Source organism: Acidovorax sp., assembly GCF_046341535.1.
Classification (GTDB): domain Bacteria; phylum Pseudomonadota; class Gammaproteobacteria; order Burkholderiales; family Burkholderiaceae_C; genus Acidovorax.
Map to the genome: position 1 here is coordinate 1 of NZ_JBKDRI010000202.1, position 20,471 is coordinate 20,471.

The 20,471-nt window shown below is 65.3% G+C and carries 15 protein-coding genes; 12 read left to right on the forward strand and 3 right to left on the reverse strand.

Annotated elements, in window-relative coordinates; translation table 11 throughout:
* Positions 1-233 precede the first annotated feature (233 nt).
* From metG to ACK543_RS15015, 3 genes are all read right to left on the reverse strand, one after another.
* Positions 234-2,324 (reverse strand): methionine--tRNA ligase, encoded by a 2,091-nt coding sequence (metG, locus tag ACK543_RS15005; RefSeq protein WP_409943631.1) that lies wholly within the window; start codon positions 2,322-2,324, stop codon positions 234-236.
* Between the two features lie 111 nt (positions 2,325-2,435).
* Positions 2,436-3,719 carry a patatin-like phospholipase family protein gene (locus tag ACK543_RS15010; protein WP_409943632.1) on the reverse strand — a complete coding sequence of 428 codons (1,284 nt, stop codon included), beginning with the start codon at positions 3,717-3,719 and terminating at the stop codon, positions 2,436-2,438.
* 147 nt (positions 3,720-3,866) lie between these two features.
* Positions 3,867-4,448 (reverse strand): restriction endonuclease, encoded by a 582-nt coding sequence (locus ACK543_RS15015; protein WP_409943633.1) that lies wholly within the window; start codon positions 4,446-4,448, stop codon positions 3,867-3,869.
* A gap of 133 nt (positions 4,449-4,581) precedes the next feature.
* Between ACK543_RS15015 and apbC the strand changes: the two genes are divergently transcribed.
* The 12 genes from apbC (at position 4,582) to ACK543_RS15075 (ending at position 20,467) form a co-directional block, all read left to right on the forward strand.
* On the forward strand, positions 4,582-5,673 hold the full coding sequence (apbC, locus tag ACK543_RS15020; protein ID WP_409943634.1) for an iron-sulfur cluster carrier protein ApbC: 1,092 nt from the start codon (positions 4,582-4,584) through the stop codon (positions 5,671-5,673).
* 53 nt (positions 5,674-5,726) lie between these two features.
* The gene (locus ACK543_RS15025; protein WP_409943635.1) at positions 5,727-7,355 is read left to right on the forward strand and encodes an OFA family MFS transporter; all 1,629 of its coding nucleotides are present in this window, start codon (positions 5,727-5,729) and stop codon (positions 7,353-7,355) included.
* Positions 7,356-7,378: 23 nt separating this feature from the next.
* On the forward strand, positions 7,379-9,187 hold the full coding sequence (locus ACK543_RS15030) for an NAD(P)H-dependent oxidoreductase subunit E (protein ID WP_409943636.1): 1,809 nt from the start codon (positions 7,379-7,381) through the stop codon (positions 9,185-9,187).
* Complete coding sequence (fdhF, locus tag ACK543_RS15035) at positions 9,184-12,093, forward strand: formate dehydrogenase subunit alpha (protein WP_409943637.1); 2,910 nt, start codon at positions 9,184-9,186, stop codon at positions 12,091-12,093. Before ACK543_RS15030 ends, fdhF begins: the two co-directional genes overlap by 4 nt.
* Before the next feature lie 107 nt (positions 12,094-12,200).
* Positions 12,201-12,821, forward strand: coding sequence for a DUF3305 domain-containing protein (locus tag ACK543_RS15040; RefSeq protein ID WP_409943638.1), 621 nt, complete (start codon positions 12,201-12,203; stop codon positions 12,819-12,821).
* Positions 12,814-13,539, forward strand: a complete 726-nt coding sequence (locus ACK543_RS15045) for a DUF3306 domain-containing protein (protein WP_409943639.1) — start codon at positions 12,814-12,816, stop codon at positions 13,537-13,539. Before ACK543_RS15040 ends, ACK543_RS15045 begins: the two co-directional genes overlap by 8 nt.
* A 7-nt stretch (positions 13,540-13,546) precedes the next feature.
* Positions 13,547-15,616: a 4Fe-4S binding protein gene (locus tag ACK543_RS15050; RefSeq protein WP_409943649.1), complete on the forward strand. Its 2,070-nt coding sequence runs from the start codon at positions 13,547-13,549 to the stop codon at positions 15,614-15,616.
* The gene (locus ACK543_RS15055) at positions 15,613-16,242 is read left to right on the forward strand and encodes a molecular chaperone (protein ID WP_409943640.1); all 630 of its coding nucleotides are present in this window, start codon (positions 15,613-15,615) and stop codon (positions 16,240-16,242) included. Before ACK543_RS15050 ends, ACK543_RS15055 begins: the two co-directional genes overlap by 4 nt.
* Positions 16,243-16,385: 143 nt before the next feature.
* Positions 16,386-16,595 carry a formate dehydrogenase gene (locus ACK543_RS15060; protein ID WP_409943641.1) on the forward strand — a complete coding sequence of 70 codons (210 nt, stop codon included), beginning with the start codon at positions 16,386-16,388 and terminating at the stop codon, positions 16,593-16,595.
* A gap of 14 nt (positions 16,596-16,609) precedes the next feature.
* Positions 16,610-19,576 (forward strand): formate dehydrogenase subunit alpha, encoded by a 2,967-nt coding sequence (locus ACK543_RS15065; RefSeq protein WP_409943642.1) that lies wholly within the window; start codon positions 16,610-16,612, stop codon positions 19,574-19,576.
* Between the two features lie 37 nt (positions 19,577-19,613).
* Positions 19,614-20,231, forward strand: a complete 618-nt coding sequence (gene fdh3B / locus ACK543_RS15070) for a formate dehydrogenase FDH3 subunit beta (RefSeq protein WP_409943643.1) — start codon at positions 19,614-19,616, stop codon at positions 20,229-20,231.
* On the forward strand, positions 20,228-20,467 hold the full coding sequence (locus ACK543_RS15075) for a hypothetical protein (protein ID WP_409943644.1): 240 nt from the start codon (positions 20,228-20,230) through the stop codon (positions 20,465-20,467). Before fdh3B ends, ACK543_RS15075 begins: the two co-directional genes overlap by 4 nt.
* Positions 20,468-20,471: the final 4 nt, after the last annotated feature.

The following is a 20,471-nucleotide window of genomic DNA, read 5'->3' on the forward strand; positions in this document are numbered from 1 at the left end:
AGCGAAAATCGGCCCCAGCGAGGACAGTTTTTGCCGAATTTGCAGCCCCATAGCCGAGCTATGGGGCAAAAAGGCGGTTAAAAATGGACCGCTGCGGTCGATTTGCAGCCGACGATTTCCAAGTCCGACAGGCTCCTAGGCCCCATACAACGGCAGCGGCAACGGCAACGGCAGCGGCAACGGCTGCGGCTCCGGTGCCCGCGCGCTGACGGGCACGGGCGCGGCGCACACGCTCAGCGCACACGCATGCCCGGGGTCGCGCCCGGCCAGGGGTTGAGAACGTAGATGCCCGGGTGGGTCTTCTCGTCGCCGTGGCTGGCGGCGAGCACCATGCCTTCGGAGACGCCGAACTTCATCTTGCGCGGGGCCAGGTTGGCCACCATCACCGTGTGCTTGCCGATCAGGTCGGCAGGCTGGTAGGCGCTGGCAATGCCGCTGAACACGTTACGGGTCTTGCCTTCGCCCACGTCCAGCGTCAGGCGCAGCAGCTTGGTGGAGCCTTCGACCGGCTCGCAGTTCACGATCAGCGCAATGCGCAGGTCGATCTTGGTGAAGTCGTCGATGGTGATGGTGGGCGCCAGGTCCTCGCCACCGGGCGCTGCGGCGGCTTCAATCGCTGCCTGCGCGGGTTCGGCCTGCGCCGGGGGCTCAAACAAGGCCTCAAGCTGCTCGGGCGTCACGCGCTGCATCAGGTGCTGATACGGCGCGATGGCCTGCACGTTGCCCTCCACGGCCCACTGGGTCATGCTGCGGCCCACAAAGCCTTCCACCGCGCGCGAGAGGCTGGGCAGCACCGGGGCAAGGTAGCGGGTGAGGGCGTCAAACGCGTTGATGAGCACCGAGCACACCTGATGCAGTGCCACATTGTTGGCGGCGTCCTTGGCCAGGTCCCAGGGCTTGTTCTGATCCACATAGGCGTTGATGCGGTCGGCCAGCAGCATGATTTCGCGGGTGGCTTTGCCGAATTCGCGCGCTTCGTACATCTGGGCAATGGGTTCGCGCGCGCCGCGCACCTCGGCCAGCAGCGCGCTGCCAGCAGCGTCAAAGTCGCTGGTCAGTTTGCCCTCAAAGCGCTTGGTCAAGAAGCCCGCCGCACGGCTGGCAATGTTCACGTACTTGCCGATCAGGTCGCTGTTGACGCGCAGCATGAAGTCTTCGGCGTTGAAGTCGATGTCTTCATTGCGCGCGCTCAGCTTGGCGGCCAGGTAGTAGCGCAGCCACTCGGCGTTCATGGACAGGCGCAGGTACTTGAGCGGGTCCAGGCCCGTGCCACGGCTCTTGCTCATTTTTTCGCCGTTGTTCACGGTCAGGAATCCGTGTGCGAACACGTTGTCAGGCGTCTTGCGGCCAGAAAAGTGCAGCATGGCGGGCCAGAACAGCGTGTGGAAGGTGACGATGTCCTTGCCGATGAAGTGGTACTGCTCCAGCAGCGGGTCGGCCATGTAGGCGTCGTAGTTCTCGCCGCGCTTTTCCAGCAGGTTCTTGAGCGAGGCGAGGTAACCCACCGGCGCATCGAGCCACACGTAGAAGTACTTGCCCGGCGCATCAGGAATCTCGATGCCGAAGTAGGGCGCGTCGCGGCTGATGTCCCAGTCGCCCAGGCCTTCGCTGGTGGTGCCATCAGGGTTGGTGCGAACCGTGAACCATTCCTTTATCTTGTTGGCCACTTCGGGCTGGAGCTTGCCGTCCTGCGTCCAGTGTTCCAGAAACTTCACACAGCGCGGATCCGACAGCTTGAAGAAAAAGTGCTCGGAGTGCTTGAGCTCGGGCTTGGCGCCCGACAGGGCCGAGAACGGGTTGATCAGGTCGGTGGGCGCATACACCGAGCCGCACACCTCGCAGTTGTCGCCGTACTGGTCCTTGGCGTGGCACCTGGGGCATTCGCCCTTGATGTAGCGGTCGGGCAGAAACATGTTCTTCTCGGGGTCGAAGAACTGCTCGATGGTGCGTACCTCGATCAGGCCGCCATCGGCGCGGTCGCGCAGGTCGCGGTAAATCTGGCGGGCCAGCGCGTGGTTTTCGGGGGCGTCGGTGCTGTGCCAGTTGTCAAAGCTGATGTGAAAGCCGTCGAGGTACTGCTGGCGTCCTGCTGCGATGTCGGCCACGAACTGCTGGGGCGTTTTGCCGGCCTTTTCGGCGGCAATCATGATCGGCGCGCCATGGGTATCGTCTGCGCCGACAAAATGGACGGCGTGGCCCTGCATGCGCTGAAACCGCACCCAGATATCGGCCTGGATGTATTCCATGATGTGACCGATGTGGAAGTTGCCGTTGGCATACGGCAGGGCGGTGGTGACGAAGAGTTTGCGGGCTAGGGACGTCATGGGGTGCAGCTTTCTCAGGCGGAACCGTCGATTTTAGGGCGACGCTCAGGCAGCCGCCACGCTGCGGCCGGCCCTGGATGCGGATGGGCGGGCGGGCGCTGCTGCGCGCTGTCAACGTCGGTGTTGGGCCTTCAACGGGGCGCCCGTGTCGGTCCAGCCGAAGAATTTGCAGACTTCGCCCCGCATGGCCAGGGTGTCGGCGCGTCCCAGTGCCATCAGTTCCCGGGTGTAGTTGGCTTCAAACAGCAGGTAGCTGGCTAACGCCGCCCCGCGCACGTCGGCCATGTTGGAGGTGACGCCCAACGCGCCCAGCATGGTGCGCACGGCCCGGGGCAGGTCGCCCACATGCCGGGCGGCCACGGCATCGAGCCGCTGCGAGGGAGCGATGACCAGCAGCTCGATGGGGCGCAGCGCGCTGTGCAGGCGCTTTTCTTCGGGGATGAGCGACAGCGTCTGGTTGATGCGCTGAACGCGCTCCACATCCACCGCCAGCGCGTCCAGAAAGATGTTGGACAGGGCATGGCCCGCAATCTGCGCCAGCGTGGGGTAGCTGGGCGTGGGGTCGGCGCTGGCGTCGCCCTTGGGCTCGTGCATGCGGCCCGCCCCGATCACCAGGATGCGCTCGGCTCCCAGGTGGATGGCCGGGGCAATGGGTGCCGACTGGCGCATGGAGCCGTCGCCAAAGTACTCGATATGCCCCTCGACCGTGATGCCCTTGGCCGGAAACACAAACGGAATGGCCGACGAGGCCAGCAGGTGTTCGTGGGTGATGCGGTCACTGGCGGCCTTGCGTTGGGACCGGACCCACGGCTTTACCGGCAAACCGGATTCGAAGAAGGTGACGTGTTCCCCCGAGCTGTAGCTCGATGCCGTGACCGCCAGCGCGGTGAGGTGCCCCTTGCGAATCAGGCGCGGCAGGCGCACCAGCGGCACCATCTTGACCAGCAGCTCTTCCAGGGGCGCGTTGTCCAGCAGCGAGCGTGGGCGCATGCGGCGCCACCGCGCCAGCGCCCAGCCCAGCGACAGCAGCGTGAGCCAGCGCGCACCGCTGCGCATCACGCTGATCGAGTCTGCGCCATAGACCTGGTGGGCATGAAAGTGCGTCCACACCCGCGAGATGCGGCGCACCGCGCGGTCAAAATTGTCGGCCCCGCAGGCCAGCGCTGCCGCGTTGATGGCCCCCGCCGAGGTGCCGGTGATGATGGGAAACGGGTTGGGCTCGCGACCGGCGCCGCAGGCCTGGCGCAGGTCGGCAATGGCTTCCAGCACGCCCACCTGGTAGGCCGCCCGCGCGCCGCCACCGGTCAGCAGCAGGCCCGTGGCCGACGACCTGCCGTCCGATGCGGGCGGCTTGGCATGGGCAGTCGCAGGATGTGGAAGCGGGGGCTGTGGCATGGACGGCGGGGACAGGGACGAACGGCCTCAAGAGCTTCCTAAACTTTCCGAGTGTGGCGGGCGCTGCGCGGGCCCATCATCTGGGAAAACCCGCATGTGGCTTGCGCGCCGCAGTCAGCGGTCAGACAGGCAGGCGAGCGCCCTTCGTTATGGTCGCAACAGCAGCACGGCCACTGCATCGCCTTGCAGCACCGTGATGCCGTGGTCGCGGGCGAAGATGCGGGCGTTGTCGCTGAGCTGGCCGTGGCTGGCCACGTAGATGGCGGCAGCGGCCTCCTGCGCCTGCATGGCGGCGTGCAGTTCGCGCAGCGGCTCGACACCGTGGGTGGCCGCTTTCCAGCGCCGGGCGCTGACCAGCGTGGTTTTGCCCCCCTGAGTCAGCACCAGGTCGGCCGGCCCGGGCTTGGCGCCGTCCACGCGCTCCACGGTGTAGCCGGCGCGGGTCCAGGCAGTGACCAGGGTGTCGGCAAAAGAGCGCCAGGGCATGGACGCAATCGCATCCATCATGGCAGCCACGCGGGCAGGGTGAGGGGCCTGCAGCTGGCGCCAGGCGGCCACGCAGCCCACCACGAAAATCGGGAACCCCGAGAGCGCGCCCACCACAAAGTACTCTGCCGGCAGCAGCACGCGCGCCGCCAGCACCATGAGCCCCACCACCAGGAAGCTGATCCACCATGGCGAGCGCAGCAGCACCGCAAACAGGGATTTTTCGGCCATCTTGAATTTCACGGGGTTCTTCACTTTCTCGTTGGATGGGGGCTGGCAGCGGCTGCGGCAGCCGCTGCGGCGCGTGCGCATTGTCCTTCAGCCGCCGGGGTCGGGCGCATGGGAATAGACTACCTCCCTCATTTGGAGTTAATCGATGGCAGTCACCGAGCAGGGCCTTCTGGCCGCACTTTCCAGCGTTCTGGACCCGCACACGACCAAGGATTTCGTCAGCACCCGTGCGCTGCGCAACGTGCAGATCCACGGCGGTGATGTTGCCTTTGACGTGGAACTGGGCTACCCGGCCAAGAGCATCGTGCCCGACCTGCGCCGCCAGCTCGTCAACGCCGCCAAGGGCGTGCCGGGGGTGGAAAATGTCTCCGTCAACATCTCCACCAAGGTGGTGGCCCATGCGGTGCAGCGCGGCGTGCAGTTGCTGCCCCAGGTCAAGAACATCATCGCCGTGGCCTCGGGCAAGGGTGGCGTGGGCAAGAGCACCACTGCCGCCAACCTGGCCCTGGCCCTGGCGGCCGAAGGTGCCAGTGTGGGCGTGCTGGATGCCGACATCTATGGCCCCAGCCAGCCCATGATGCTCGGCATCAACCGCCGCCCCGAGAGCGACGACGGCAAGACCATGGAGCCGCTGGAAAACTACGGCGTGCAGGTGATGTCCATTGGCTTTCTGGTGGACCAGGACGAGGCCATGATCTGGCGCGGCCCCATGGCCACCCAGGCGCTGGAGCAGTTGCTGCGCCAGACCAACTGGAAAGACCTTGACTACCTGATCGTCGATATGCCGCCCGGCACGGGCGACATCCAGCTCACCCTCAGCCAGCGCGTGCCCATGACGGGCGCGGTGATCGTCACCACCCCGCAGGACATTGCCCTGCTCGATGCCAAGAAGGGCATCAAGATGTTCGAGAAGGTGGGTGTGCCCATTCTGGGCATCGTCGAGAACATGGCCGTGCACGTATGCAGCAACTGCGGTCATGTGGAACACATCTTTGGCGCGGATGGTGGCAAGAAGATGGCCGCCGACTACGGCATGAGCTACCTTGGGGCCCTGCCGCTGGATATGCAGATCCGCTTGCAGGCCGACAACGGCAAGCCCACCGTGGTGGCCGACCCGGATGGCGAAGTCGCCAGCATCTACAAGGCCGTGGCGCGCCAGGTCGCGGTGTCCATTGCAACCAAGAACAAGGATTTCTCGTCCAAGTTCCCGAGCATCACCATCAGCAAGAGCACCTGAGGCCTGGGGGCGGGTGGTAGAGTTTCACCACCTGCACATCACCCTCGGAGCCGATGTTTTCACTGCTGGACAAGGAGCGCACCATTGCCGGTGCAGGCTTCAACCGTTGGCTGGTTCCGCCGGCTGCGCTGGCCATTCATTTGTGCATTGGCATGGCCTATGGCTTTTCGGTGTTCTGGCTGCCGTTGTCCAGGGCGCTTGGGGTAAGTGCCCCCATTGCTTGCGCCAGCGATGCCGGGTTTTTCGCCCAGCTGTTCACCACCCACTGCGACTGGTCCATCTCCACCCTGGGGTGGATGTACACCCTGTTTTTTGTGCTTCTCGGCACCAGTGCAGCCACCTGGGGTGGCTGGCTGGAGCGCGCCGGGCCGCGCAAGGCGGCCATGGTGTCAGCCGTCTGCTGGTGTGGCGGATTGCTCGTCTCGGCCTTGGGCATCCACCTGCACCAGTTCTGGCTGATGTTGTTGGGTTCCGGGGTGATTGGCGGCATCGGGCTGGGGCTGGGCTACATCTCCCCGGTGTCAACCCTGATCAAGTGGTTCCCTGATCGGCGGGGCATGGCCACCGGCATGGCGATCATGGGTTTTGGCGGCGGTGCCATGATCGGATCGCCCCTGGCGGCGGAGTTGATGGCGTATTTCGCCACACCGACCGATGTGGGCGTCATGCCCACCTTCCTTGTGCTGGCCGGTGTTTACTTTGTGTTCATGGTCGCCGGGGCTCTGGGCTACCGCGTGCCGCCCGCAGGCTGGAAGCCCGCGGGCTGGACCCCGCCAGCGGCCCAGGAGACGGCCGCCATGGTCACCCGTCGCCATGTCCATGTTCGCAAGGTGTGGGGCATTCCACAGTTCTGGCTGTTGTGGGTCGTGCTGTGCATGAACGTGAGTGCCGGCATCGGTGTGATCGGCATGGCGTCGCCCATGCTGCAGGAGGTGTTTGGTGGCACGTTGATCGGTCTGCCCACGCGGTTTGCCGAACTCAGCCCGGCGCAGCTTGGCGCCGTGGCCGGTGTGGCTGCCGGCTTCACCGCACTGCTGAGCCTCTTTAACATCGCCGGGCGCTTTTTCTGGGCCAGTCTGTCGGACCGTTGGGGCCGCAAGCTGACCTACGGGATGTTTTTTGTGCTGGGCGGCCTCTTGTATTTCAGCGTGCCGGCGAGCGCAGCGGCGGGCAGCATGCTCGGGTTTGTCGTGGCCTTGTGCATCATCGTGTCGATGTATGGCGGCGCGTTCGCCACGGTGCCGGCCTATCTGGCCGACCTGTTTGGCACGCAGATGGTGGGCGCCATCCACGGCCGTCTGCTGACGGCCTGGGCCACGGCAGGTGTGCTGGGGCCTGTGGTGGTGAACTACATGCGTGATTACCAGATCAGCCTGGACCTGCCGCGTGAGCAGGTGTACAACCAGACCATGTACATCCTGGCGGCCATGCTGGTGATCGGGCTGATCTGCAACCTGCTGGTGCGGCCGGTGGCGGACCGTCATTTCATGACCGACGCCGAGTTGGCCGAAGAAAAGCGCCTTGCGCGGGAGCTTTCTCCCGCCGCCGCGCCTGGCGCGGTCTCTGCGGCGCAGGGCGCCATCCATCCGCTGTGGGTTGTGCTGGCCTGGGCCGCCGTCGGTGTGCCCCTGGCGTGGGGCGTCTGGCGCACACTGAACAGTGCCGCACAGTTCTTTGGCTGAGTTGGGGTCGTTGAGGGGGATTGATGCAAACCGTTTCCACTGTCACGTTGGCCACGCTGGACGATATGCGTGAGCGCGTGCGGCGCAGCAGCCATCTCAAGGGGCGTCAACCGGATGACGAGGCCCTCAAGCATGTGCGTGAACTGATCGGGACAGGGCCCTACCGGCGGGACCTGTTGATCGAGTACCTCCATCAGATCAATGACCACGACCATTGCCTGCGTGACCGTCACCTGGTGGCGCTGGCGCGCATTTTGAATCTGCCCATGGCCGAGGTGTTCGAGGTGGCAACGTTCTACCACCACTTTGAGGTGGTGCGTGGCGATGCCCCCGCGCCGGGGCTGATCGTGCGGGTCTGTGACGGACTGAGCTGCGAGCTCGCGGGTGCGCGGGATCTGCTGGCGCGGCTGCCAAGCCTGCTGGGGCGTGCGGATGTGCGCGTGGTGAGCGCGCCCTGCGTGGGCCGGTGCGAGCAGGCGCCCGTGGCCGTGGTGCACCAGCGCCCTGTTCCCTGGGCGACTCCCGAGGCAGTCGCCGAGGTCGTTGCCAGCGCTGACCTTGAAAAAAATCCGGTCTTTCCCCGGCATCCATCAGCCTCATTAGCTGCGGAATTCGTAGCATCTGACTTGGCGTTGCAGTCGGTGTCACCCCAAAGGCAGGATGCGGCACTGGCCCCGGCCGTGGTCGGTCTGGCGGCCTACCGGGAGCAGGGGGGCTACCGCCTTGCCGCGGCTCTGGCCCGGGGGATGCAGGACGCCGACGCGGTATTGCAGGCCATGGAAGATTCCGGTTTGCGGGGGCTGGGCGGTGCAGGCTTTCCCGCAGGGCGCAAGTGGCGCATCGTGCGCGAGCAGGCGTCGCCACGCCTGATGGCTGTGAACATCGACGAAGGCGAGCCTGGCACCTTCAAAGACCGCACGTATCTGGAGCGCGACCCGCACCGCTTTCTGGAAGGCATGCTGGTAGCCGCCCGGGTGGTCGGCATTGAGGCCTGCTACATCTACCTGCGCGACGAATACCACGGCTGCCGCGCCATCTTGCAAGACGCCATCAACGCGCTGCAGGCCGATCCGCCTTGCCCACTGCCCCAGATCGAGCTACGGCGCGGTGCCGGGGCCTATATCTGTGGCGAGGAATCCGCCATGATCGAGAGCATCGAAGGCCAGCGTGGCGAGCCCCGCATGCGCCCGCCCTACATCGCGCAGGTGGGCCTGTTTGGCCGGCCCACGCTGGAGCACAACTTTGAAACGCTGTACTGGGTGCGCGACATCGTCGAGCGCGGCCCACAGTGGTTTACCAGCTTTGGCCGCCATGGCCGCAAGGGCCTTCGCAGCTTCAGTGTGAGTGGCCGCGTCAAGCACCCCGGCGTCAAGCTCGCGCCTGCGGGCATCACCGTGCAGGAACTCATCGACGAATACTGCGGCGGCTTGCTGGACGGTCACCAGCTGTATGCCTACCTTCCCGGCGGGGCCTCGGGCGGCATCCTGCCCGCCAGCCTGGCGAATGTGCCGCTGGACTTTGACACGCTGCAGCCCTACGGCTGCTTCATCGGCTCTGCCGCCGTCATCGTACTCAGTCAGCACGACCGGGCGCGCGATGCGGCGCTGAATGTGATGCGTTTTTTTGAACACGAAAGCTGCGGCCAGTGCACGCCCTGCCGGGTGGGCACGGCCAAGGCGGCCGCGCTGATGCAGGCACCGCAGTGGGACGCTTATCTGCTGGAGGACCTGGCACAGGTCATGGGCGATGCGTCCATCTGCGGCCTGGGGCAGGCAGCGCCCAACCCCATTCGCTGCATACAGCAATACTTTGCGCACGAGGTGCTCGGATGAGTGGCAATGTTCTGGCGACCCCCGCGTCCGCGGTGGCTTTCGAGCTCGATGGCCAGCCCGTCACAGCCCACCCCGGCGAAACCATTTTGAAAGCCGCGCAGCGCCACGGCGCGCACATTCCCCACCTGTGCTTCGGCGACGGCCTGCGGCCCGACGGCAACTGCCGCGCCTGCGTGGTCGAGATCGCGGGCGAGCGCACGCTGGCCCCCAGCTGCTGCCGCGCCCCCACGCAGGGCATGAAGGTGCAGGCGGCCAGCCCCCGTGCGCGCAAGAGCCAGCAGATGGTGCTGGAGATGCTGCTGTCGGACATGCCCGAGACGGGCTACCGCTGGAACGACGCAGATTCAGATGCTCCTGAATTGATAGCTGAAAAACCATACGCATCAGGCGCGACTGGCCTATTTAATTCAAATTCTTCAGCAACAGTCGGTCAGCATGGCGAACTGAGCGCCTGGGCGGACCGCCTGGGCGTGGCCGTGCGCCCGGCGCTCACCGCTGTGCGCCGCGCGCCGATCGCGCCCGACCTCAGCCACCCCGCCATGGCCGTCAACCTGGACGCCTGCATCCAGTGCACACGCTGCGTGCGCGCCTGCCGCGAGGAACAGGTCAACGACGTGATCGGCTACGCGCTGCGTGGGGCCGAGAGCAAGATCGTCTTTGACCTGGACGACCCGATGGGCCAGAGCACCTGCGTGGCCTGCGGCGAATGCGTGCAGGCCTGCCCCACGGGCGCGCTCAGCCCCAAGGCGCACATCGGCTCGCAAAAGGTGGATCGCAAGGTCGACTCGGTCTGCCCGTTTTGCGGTGTGGGCTGCCTCATCAGCTACAACGTGCGCGACGAAAAAATCATCAGCGTTGAAGGCCGCGATGGCCCGGCCAACCGCGGCCGCCTGTGCGTCAAAGGACGCTTTGGCTTTGACTACGCCCACCACCCCGACCGCCTGACTGTGCCGCTGATCCGCAAGCCCGGCGTGCCCAAAGAGGTGCGGCCCTACGGCGCGGATTGGCGCGATACCTTCCGCGAAGCGACCTGGGACGAAGCCCTGGACCTGGCAGCAGGCGCGCTCAAAACCCTGCGCGACACGCATGGCCCCAAGGCGCTGGCGGGTTTTGGCTCGGCCAAGGGCAGCAACGAAGAGGCCTACCTGTTCCAAAAACTGGTGCGCACGGGCTTTGGCAGCAACAACGTGGACCACTGCACGCGGCTGTGCCATGCCTCCAGCGTGGCGGCGCTGCTCGAAGGCGTGGGCTCGGGCGCGGTGAGCAACCCGGTCAATGATGTGGAGCATGCCGAGTTGATCCTGGTGATCGGCTCCAACCCCACCGGCAACCATCCGGTGGCTGCCACGTGGATGAAAAACGCGGCCAAGCGCGGCGCAAAAATTGTGCTGGCCGATCCGCGCGTGACCGACATCGCTCGCCATGCCTGGCGCACCTTGCAGTTCAAGGCCGACAGCGATGTGGCCCTGCTCAACGCGCTGATCTACACCGTGATTGAGGAGGGGCTGGTGGATGAGTCCTTCATCAAGAACCGCGCCAACAACTTCGAAGCGCTGAAGGAAAACATCAAAGGCTACAGCCCCGAAGCCATGGCCCCCGTGTGCGGTATTGCGGCCGAAACGCTGCGCGAGGTGGCGCGGGCGTTTGCGACTTCCAGGGCGTCGATGATCTTGTGGGGTATGGGCGTGAGCCAGCACATCCACGGCACCGACAACGCGCGCTGCCTGATTGCTCTGTGTGCCGTGACCGGCCAGATCGGCAAGCCCGGCGCTGGCCTGCACCCGTTGCGCGGCCAGAACAATGTGCAGGGCGCCAGCGACGCGGGGCTGATCCCCATGATGTTCCCCAACTACCAACGGGTGGACAACGCCGGGGCACATGCGTGGTTTGAGCACTTTTGGGGCACCCGGCTGGATGACACCCCTGGCTACACAGTGGTCGAAATCATGCGCAAAGCCCTGGCAGATGACAGCGACCCCCACAAGGTGCGCGGCATGTACATCCTGGGCGAGAACCCCGCCATGAGCGACCCCGACCTGAACCATGCGCGCCATGCGCTGGCCAGCCTGCAACACCTGGTGGCGCAGGACATCTTTCTGACCGAAACCGCCTGGCTGGCCGACGTGGTGCTGCCCGCCAGCGCCTGGCCCGAGAAAACCGGCACCGCCAGCAACACCGATCGCATGGTGCAGCTGGGCCGCCGCGCCTTAAACCCGCCCGGCGATGCGCGGCCGGATCTCTGGATCATCCAGCAGATGGCCAAGCGCATGGGGCTGGCCTGGGACTACGCGGGCGAGGAGTCCGGCGTGGCCGCGGTCTTTGAGGAAATGCGCCAGGCCATGCATGCCAGCATCAGCGGTATCACCTGGGAGCGGCTGGAGCGCGAATCCAGCGTCACCTATCCCTGCCTGACTGCCGATGATCCAGGCCAGCCGATTGTGTTCAAGGAAACATTCCCCACGCCCACAGGCCGCCTGCAATTGGTGCCCGCCCGCGTGATCCCGGCGGCCGAGCAGCCCGATGCCGACTACCCCCTGGTGCTCATCACCGGCCGCCAGCTGGAGCACTGGCACACCGGCAGCATGACCCGGCGCAGCGCTGTGCTGGACGCCATCGAGCCCATGGCCACGGCATCCCTGCATGGGGATGAACTGTCGCGGCTGGGCGTGGCTGCGGGGGCGCTGGTGGGCATTCGCTCGCGCCGGGGCATGGTGCAGGTGCGCGTGCGGCGCGACGACGGTACGCCGCGCGGCACCGTGTTCATGCCTTTTGCCTACGCAGAGGCAGCGGCCAACCTGCTGACCCACGCGGCGCTGGACCCGTTTGGCAAGATCCCGGAGTTCAAGTACTGCGCGGTGGCGGTGGATGTGCTGCACGAAGCGCCCCAGGTGGCACCCGCAGCCTGACGGCCCCCGCATGACGCCAACCGGACGTCGCGATGCTGCGGTGCAGCACCAGGGGCTATTCGGACATCGCGCCGCGCTGGGCGTCATCGGGGGTAAAGTCCGGCTCCATGACCGAGCGCCCCTACACCGACGTTGCCGTGATCATGCGCCGCGAGCGGCTGAACAACCGCTGGCAGCCCTGGCGATGGTCGCTCGACAGCGTGGTGATCAACGAGCCTGCCTTCGGTGACCAGGCGCGAGCCCTGATCACCGATACGGACGAGCAGCGCTGGCTGTTTCCGGCATTTCGGGTCGAGCTGTTCCGCGACGACGCCGAGGGCTACCACCTGAACCTTTCCTCACCAGCGCCTTGCTGGTTTGTGATGTGGCGCATGGATGAAGACACCGGCAACGGCGACGCGCCGCTGGCCCGTCCCGTGGCCGTGAGCCTGAGCTACCACGACGCAGGCCGGTGGCTGGACGCGCAGGAAACCGTGGAACAGGTGCCCGCGCCCGAACCCGTGCTGGATGCGATGCGCGCCTTTGTGGCCGAGCACTACCAGCCCGAACCCAAGCGCCGCAAGCGCCCCGACAGCTTCAAGCCGTTGCACGACCGCTTTGGCAACCCGGCATCTGTCTCCACCGACAAGCAGCGCGGCGGCGGGCGGGGCGGGGCACCCGCAGGCGCGGACAACCCGGCAGCACCGGCAGCACCGGGAGAAACGGAAAAGGGCAGGCACCATGGCTGACGGGTTCCTGGGCCGCTGGTCTCGTCGCAAGCAGGACGCGCGCGAAGGCAAACCCCTGGAGGAACCGGCAGCCCCTGCGCCAGCGCAGGCCACCGTCGCCCCAGGCGTGGCGTTACCGCCCGCCAGCGCCGCTGCGGCCCCGCTTGCGGCAGGCGTGCCTGATGCGTCGTCGTCCGACGCTGGACAGCCGCGTGCGGCCGAGGCCACAGAGGCGCTGCCGTCGCTGGCAGATGCCCAGCAGCTCACCCCCGAGTCCGACTTCAAGCCCTTTGTGGCCCGTAACGTGGCTCCCGAGGTCCGCAACCTTGCCATGAAAAAGCTGTTTGCCGACCCGCATTTCAATGTGATGGACGGGCTGGATATCTACATCGGCGACTACTCCCAGCCCGACCCGATGCCCGCCGGCATGTTGCGCAAGATGGTCAGTGCCCACACGATGGGCTTTTTTGACCATGAAAAAAAGCAGGACGAAGCCGCCATGCCCGCCCCAGGCGGTCTCCAGGCGTCGGCCGCACCTGCCGACGGCGCTGCCGCCGGGCCCCGGGATGATGCGGGGGTGCAAACCGATCCGGACGTGGCACAGTTGCCCGCAGCCAACGCTGCCCCGAGCGTTTCCCTCAGCCCGCCTGACCCTGCCACTGCGTCTACACCAGAGCCGCTGGCGCGGTCAGCCAGCCACACCCGACATGACGACCAAGACGCTCATTTGCGACTGTAACCAGACCATGCCGCTCAACCCCAAGGCCTTGGGCGCGGCGCTGCAGGAAGACCTGACCCTTCATTCCACGCTGTGCCGCAGCCAGGCGGGGGCATACCAGCAGGCCATTCGCTCGGGCGACCCGGTGGTGGTGGCCTGCACGCAGGAGCAGCGTCTGTTCGCCGAGCTGGGCGAGCAAACCGAGGGCGCCGTGTCGCCCATCCGTTTTGTGAATATCCGCGAAACCGGTGGCTGGAGCCGTGATGCCAGCGCGGCCACCCCCAAGCTGGCAGCCCTGCTGGCCGCAGCGCGCCTGCCCGAGCCGCCGCCGGTGGCCACGGTCACGTACAAAAGCGCAGGCAAGCTGCTGGTCATCGGCCCCCTGGACGCGGCCGAGCGCGTGGCGGGCATGGTGTCGGACGTGCTGGACGTGACGCTGTTCACCCAGGGCCCCGGCAACGTGGGGGGCGCGCAGATGCGCCGCTACCCGGTGCTGGGCGGGCGCATCACCGCGCTGACCGGGTGGCTCGGGGCTTTTGAGCTGCAGTGGAAGGCCGACAACCCCATCGACCTGGACCTGTGCACCCGCTGTAACGCCTGCGTGGCGGCCTGCCCCGAAAACGCCATTGGGCTGGACTACCAGATCGACATGGATGCGTGCCAATCGCACCGCAGCTGCGTCAAGGCCTGCCAGGTAGCGGGCGCGATCGATTTCACGCGTGAAGCCGCCGTGCAGCAGGACCAGTTCGACCTGGTGCTGGACCTGCGGCCCGCCACCGCCGCGCCCACCTTCTTGCAGCACGCCACGCCGCAGGGCTACTTCCGCTGGGATGGCACCGACCTGTCGATGCTGCTCAAGCTGCGCGAGCTGGTGGGCGAGTTTGAAAAGCCCCGTTTTTTTGCCTACAAGCAAAAGCTGTGTGCCCACAGCCGCAATGAAACCGTGGGCTGCAATGCCTGCGTGGACATCTGCTCGGCCGAGGCCGTGAGCAGCGACAAGAGCCGCCAGCGCATCGTCGTGAACCCCAACCTGTGCGTGGGCTGCGGCGCCTGTACCACGGTGTGCCCCACCGGCGCGCTCACCTATGCCTACCCGGCTGCCGCCGAGCAGGGCCTCAAGCTCAAGACGCTGCTGTCCACCTACGCGGCTGCCGGGGGCAAGGACGCCGTGCTGCTGCTGCACAGCCAGGAGCGCGGCCAGGCGCTGGTCGAAGCACTGGGCCGCGCTGCGCAGCTCAAGCTGGCCCACGGGGTGCCAGCCCGGGTGATTCCGGTGGCCTTGTGGCACACCGCCAGCGCTGGAGTGGACCTGTGGCTGAGCGCCGTTGCGTATGGGGCATCGCAGGTGGTGGTGCTCACCACCGACGAAGAAGCCCCGCAGTATCTGGAAGGACTGCAGGCGCAGATGGACGTCGCGCAGGCCATTTTGCGCGGCCTGGGTTACACCGGCACCCATGTGCAACTGCTGCGCGCCAGCCATCCCACCGCGCTGGACGCGGCGCTGCAAGCCCTGGGCCAGACGCGCCAGACGATCCCGGCGGTAGCCGCCCGGTTTGCCGTGGCCCCTGAAAAGCGCAGCACGCTGGAGATGGCGATGGACCATCTGGTCGAGCACGCGCCCACACCGGCCGCCAGCCTGCCTGCCGCCATCGCGCTGCCCGCAGCGGGTTCGCCGCTGGGCACCATCGAGGTCAACAAGGACCGCTGCACGCTGTGCCTGAGCTGCGTGAGCGCCTGCCCGGCCAGCGCTTTGCAGGACAACCCTCAGCTGCCGCAGCTGCGCTTCATGGAAAAAAATTGCGTGCAGTGCGGCCTGTGCGCTACCACCTGCCCCGAAGACGCCATCACGCTACTGCCCCGGCTTTTGCTGTCGCCCGAGCGCGCGCGGCTGCGCGTGCTCAACGAGGCCCAGCCCTGGGCATGCATCCGTTGCAGCAAGCCCTTCGGCACGGTCAAGGCCATCGAGGCCATGCTGGGCAAGCTGGCAGGCCATGCGATGTTCCAGGGCGAGGCCCTGGAGCGCCTGAAGATGTGCAGCGATTGCCGCGTCATCGACCTGTATTCCTCCAGCAGCGAAACGAAAGTGACCGACCTGTGAGCGCCACGCCCCCTTTGACAGCCCCCAGCAGCTCTGCGCTGGACGAGGAAACCGCCCGAGCCGAACTGTACGGCTTGCTGTCGCAGCTGTACTACGCGCCGCCAGGGCCTGAGGTGCTTTCTGCGCTGCGCGTGGCAGTGACCGAGGCACCTGCCGAAGGCGGATTCCTGCAAGAACCCTGGCAGCAGCTGGTGGCCAGCGCCCGCGCGATGGACGACGACGCCATCGCCAAGGAGTTTGACCGCCTGTTCGGCGGCGTCGGCAAACCCGAGGTGTATCTGTATGGCTCGCACTACCTCAGTGGCTTTCTCAACGAAAAGCCACTGGCTCGCCTGCGCGCCGACCTTGAGCATCTGGGGCTGGCGCGCGACGAAGCCATGCCAGAAACCGAGGATCACATCGCCTACCTTTGCGAGGTCATGCGATACCTGATCGCCGGGGACGATGTGGCTGTGTGCAATCTGAGCTCGCAGCGTCAATTTTTCTCAACGCATGTGCAACCCTGGGTGTTGCGCCTTTGCGAGTCGCTTGCAGCACACCCAAGCGCGCATTTTTACGCGTCGCTTGCGGGTTTCACCCGAGCTTTTGTGTCGGTGGAGACCCAGGGCTTTGACATGCTCGACTGACTCCAAACTGACAGACGCCCCCGGCAGGGCCCGCTAAAGGCGACTGGTTTGGTGGGGGGTATAAGCGTCAATTGCAGGGTTGTAAACAACGGCATAGACTGTATGAAAACTATTTCATAGCAGCCAGCCATCCTGGAGACAACATGCAAAACCGACAGTCCAAAGCTTCGCGCCGCAGCTTCTTTGCAGGCGCCGCCACCGTAGGCGCTGCCGCGGCAGCCGTTGTGGCGATTCCCCGTGTCGCGACTCCTGTGGCATCCGAGCCCGAGGCGGTGCGCCAAGCCCCTGAAAAAGGCGGCGGCTACTACCTGTCGGCCCACGTGCAGCACTACTACAAGACCACTCAACTCTGACAGCGGAGCCCGCCATGTTGCTTACCAAGAAGTCATCGCAGGGCGCGCAGGGCGCATCGTCTGCATCGCCTTTCGTTCACAGTCTGCGTCGCGGCCTCTCGCACGCGCTCCCTACCATGGACCGCCGGTCGTTCCTGCGCCGCTCTGGTCTGGGCGTCGGGGTGGGCATTGCCGCCACCCAGCTCACGCTGGTGCGCAAGTCCAATGCGGCCGAGGGCGCCAAGGTGGCGGTTGGTGACACGAAGATCGAAGTGCGCCGCACCATCTGCACGCATTGCTCGGTGGGCTGCGCCGTCGATGCGGTGGTTGAAAACGGCGTGTGGGTGCGCCAGGAGCCGGTGTTCGATTCCCCCATCAACCTGGGCGCGCACTGCGCCAAGGGTGCGGCGCTGCGGGAGCACGGCCACGGCGAATACCGTCTGCGCTACCCCATGAAGCTGGTCAACGGCAAATATGAGCGCATCAGCTGGGACACGGCCCTCAACGAAATCTCTGCCAAGATGCAGGAGCTGCGCAAGGCCAGCGGCCCTGACAGTGTGTATTTCGTTGGTTCGTCCAAGCACAACAACGAGCAGGCGTACCTGCTGCGCAAGTTTGTGAGCTTCTGGGGCACGAACAACTGCGACCACCAGGCGCGCATCTGTCACTCGACCACGGTGGCGGGCGTGGCCAACACCTGGGGCTACGGTGCCATGACCAATTCGTACAACGACATGCAAAACAGCAAGGTCGCTCTGTACATTGGCTCGAACGCCGCCGAGGCCCACCCCGTGAGCATGCTGCACATGCTCCATGCCAAGGAAACCGGTTGCAAGATGATCGTGGTGGACCCGCGTTTCACCCGCACGGCGGCCAGGGCCGACGAGTTTGTCCGCATCCGTTCCGGCACCGACATTCCCTTCCTGTTCGGCTTGGTCTATCACATCTTCAAGAACGGCTGGGAAGACAAAAAGTACATCAGCGACCGCGTCTATGGCATGGAAAAAGTGCGCGACGAGGTGATGTCCAAGTGGACGCCCGACAAGGTGGAGGAGGCGTGCGGCGTCAAAGAAGACCAGATGTTCAAGATTGCCAAGATGATGGCGGACAGCCGTCCGGGCACCATTGTGTGGTGCATGGGCCAGACGCAGCACACCATCGGCAACGCCATGGTCCGTGCCTCGTGCATCCTGCAACTGGCCCTGGGCAATGTGGGCAGGAGCGGCGGCGGTACCAACATCTTCCGCGGTCACGACAACGTTCAGGGCGCCACCGACGTGGGCCCCAACCCCGACTCGCTGCCCGGCTACTACGGCCTGGCCGAGGGCTCGTGGAAGCATTTTGCCGCCGTGTGGGGTGTGGACTTCGAGTGGATCAAGAAGCAGTACGCATCGCCCGCCATGATGTCCAAAAGCGGCATCACCGTGTCGCGCTGGATTGATGGCGTGCTCGAGAACAACGAGCTGATTGACCAGGACTCCAACCTGCGCGGCGTCTTCTTCTGGGGCCACGCGCCCAACTCGCAGACCCGCGGTCTGGAAATGAAGCGCGCCATGGACAAGCTGGATTTGCTGGTGGTGGTGGACCCTTATCCATCGGCCACCGCTGCCATGGCAGCCATGCCCGGCAAGGCCGAGGACCTGAACCCCAACCGCGCCGTGTACCTGCTGCCCGCCGCCACGCAGTTTGAAACCAGCGGCTCGTGCACGGCCTCCAACCGCTCCATCCAGTGGCGTGAGAAGGTCATCGAGCCGCTGTGGGAAAGCCGGTCGGATCACATGATCATGCATCAGTTTGCCGAAAAGCTGGGCTTTGCTGCCGAACTGTCCAAAAACTTCAAGATGCAGAAGGTCAAGGGCATGGACGAGCCTGTGCCGGAAGACATCCTGCGTGAAATCAATCGCAGCGTGTGGACCATCGGCTACACCGGCCAAAGCCCTGAGCGCCTGAAGGCGCACATGCGCAACATGCACCTGTTCGATGTCAAGACCCTCAAGGCCAAGGGCGGCAAGGACAAGGAAACGGGCTACGATTTTGGTGGCGACTACTTCGGGCTGCCCTGGCCCTGCTACGGTACTGCGGAGCTCAAGCACCCAGGCTCGCCGAACCTGTACGACACCTCCAAGCACGTCATGGAGGGTGGGGGCAACTTCCGCGCCAACTTCGGCGTCGAAAAGGATGGCGTGAACCTGCTCGCCGAGGATGGTTCCCACTCGGTTGGCAGCGAAATCACCACAGGCTACCCCGAGTTCGACCATGTTCTGCTCAAGAAGCTGGGCTGGTGGGACGACCTCTCGGATGCGGAAAAAACCAAGGCCGAAGGCAAGAACTGGAAGACTGACCCCACCGGCGCGATCATTCGTGTGGCGCTCAAGCATGGCTGTCACCCCTTTGGCAACGCCAAGGCGCGTGCGGTGGTCTGGAACTTCCCGGACGCGATTCCGCAACACCGCGAGCCGCTGTACGGCACCCGCCCGGACCTGATGGCCAAGTACCCCACGCATGATGACCGCAAGGCCTTCTGGCGCATGCCCACGCTGTTCAAGACGGTGCAGCAAAAGAACATCGCAGACAAGCTCCACGAGAAGTTCCCGCTCATCATGAGCTCGGGCCGTCTGGTGGAGTACGAGGGCGGGGGCGAAGAGACACGCTCCAACCCCTGGCTGGCCGAGTTGCAGCAGGAGTCGTTTGTCGAGATCAACCCCAAGACGGCGGCTGACCGCGGCATCCGCAATGGAGAACGCGTATGGCTGACCTCTCCCACAGGGGCACGCATCAACGTTCAGGCCATGGTGACCGAACGCGTGGCTCCTGACACCGTATGGATGCCGTTCCACTTCTCGGGGCATTGGCAGGGTAAAGACATGCTGGCGTATTACCCCAAGGGTGCAGCACCTGTCGTGCGGGGTGAGGCGGTGAACACCGCCACCACCTATGGCTACGACAGCGTGACCATGATGCAAGAAACCAAGACCACGATCTGCAACGTGGAGCGGGCGTGAACGCACAGCGCGCCACCCTTGACCAGGAGACACAAAAATGGCACGAATGAAATTCATCTGTGACGCAGAACGTTGCATCGAGTGCAACAGCTGCGTGACCGCCTGCAAGAACGAGCACGAAGTGCCGTGGGGCGTGAACCGCCGCCGCGTGGTCACGCTCAACGACGGTGTGCCCGGCGAGAAATCCATCTCGGTGGCGTGCATGCACTGCAGCGACGCACCTTGCATGGCGGTATGCCCGGTCAACTGCTTTTACCGCACCGAAGAGGGCGTGGTGCTGCACGACAAGGATGTGTGCATTGGCTGTGGCTATTGCAGCTATGCCTGCCCCTTTGGCGCGCCGCAGTTTCCGGCCTCCGGCACGTTCGGCGTGCGCGGCAAGATGGACAAATGCACCTTCTGCGCGGGTGGCCCCGAGGCCCATGGCAGCCAGTCCGAGTTTGAGAAGTATGGTCGCAACCGCCTGGCCGAAGGCAAGCTGCCCGCCTGTGCGGAAATGTGCTCGACCAAGGCCCTTCTCGCTGGCGATGGCGATGTGGTGGCAGATATCTTCCGCAACCGGGTCGTGCAGCGCGGCAAGGGTGCGGAGGTGTGGGGCTGGGGAACGGCATACGGGTCGCAACAGGCTGGCCAGCCTGCAGGAGCCAAATCATGATCAAGCGCTTACCACTTGCTCTGTTGGCCTGTGCGGCAGTGATGGCCCTGGCGGGCTGCGGCGAAAAGCCGCAGACTGGCCACGGCGTGCGCACCGACGCCGTGCCTTACGCCGGTACTGGCAGCAACTTTACCGATCCCGGCTGGAAAGCCGGTGACAAGGTGAGCTGGGAGGCCCATCTCAAAACGCGTCAGCAGTACGGCCAAAACGAATACACCCGCAGCCAGACAAAGTGAGGTT

Coding starts and splice junctions, on each gene's coding strand:
- metG (WP_409943631.1), bottom strand. CDS start 2,324: ATGACGTCCCTAGCCCGCAAACTCTTCGTCACCACCGCCCTGCCGTAT.
- ACK543_RS15010 (WP_409943632.1), bottom strand. CDS start 3,719: ATGCCACAGCCCCCGCTTCCACATCCTGCGACTGCCCATGCCAAGCCG.
- apbC (WP_409943634.1), top strand. CDS start 4,582: ATGGCAGTCACCGAGCAGGGCCTTCTGGCCGCACTTTCCAGCGTTCTG.
- ACK543_RS15025 (WP_409943635.1), top strand. CDS start 5,727: ATGTTTTCACTGCTGGACAAGGAGCGCACCATTGCCGGTGCAGGCTTC.
- ACK543_RS15030 (WP_409943636.1), top strand. CDS start 7,379: ATGCAAACCGTTTCCACTGTCACGTTGGCCACGCTGGACGATATGCGT.
- fdhF (WP_409943637.1), top strand. CDS start 9,184: ATGAGTGGCAATGTTCTGGCGACCCCCGCGTCCGCGGTGGCTTTCGAG.
- ACK543_RS15040 (WP_409943638.1), top strand. CDS start 12,201: ATGACCGAGCGCCCCTACACCGACGTTGCCGTGATCATGCGCCGCGAG.
- ACK543_RS15045 (WP_409943639.1), top strand. CDS start 12,814: ATGGCTGACGGGTTCCTGGGCCGCTGGTCTCGTCGCAAGCAGGACGCG.
- ACK543_RS15050 (WP_409943649.1), top strand. CDS start 13,547: ATGCCGCTCAACCCCAAGGCCTTGGGCGCGGCGCTGCAGGAAGACCTG.
- ACK543_RS15060 (WP_409943641.1), top strand. CDS start 16,386: ATGCAAAACCGACAGTCCAAAGCTTCGCGCCGCAGCTTCTTTGCAGGC.
- ACK543_RS15065 (WP_409943642.1), top strand. CDS start 16,610: ATGTTGCTTACCAAGAAGTCATCGCAGGGCGCGCAGGGCGCATCGTCT.
- fdh3B (WP_409943643.1), top strand. CDS start 19,614: ATGGCACGAATGAAATTCATCTGTGACGCAGAACGTTGCATCGAGTGC.
- ACK543_RS15075 (WP_409943644.1), top strand. CDS start 20,228: ATGATCAAGCGCTTACCACTTGCTCTGTTGGCCTGTGCGGCAGTGATG.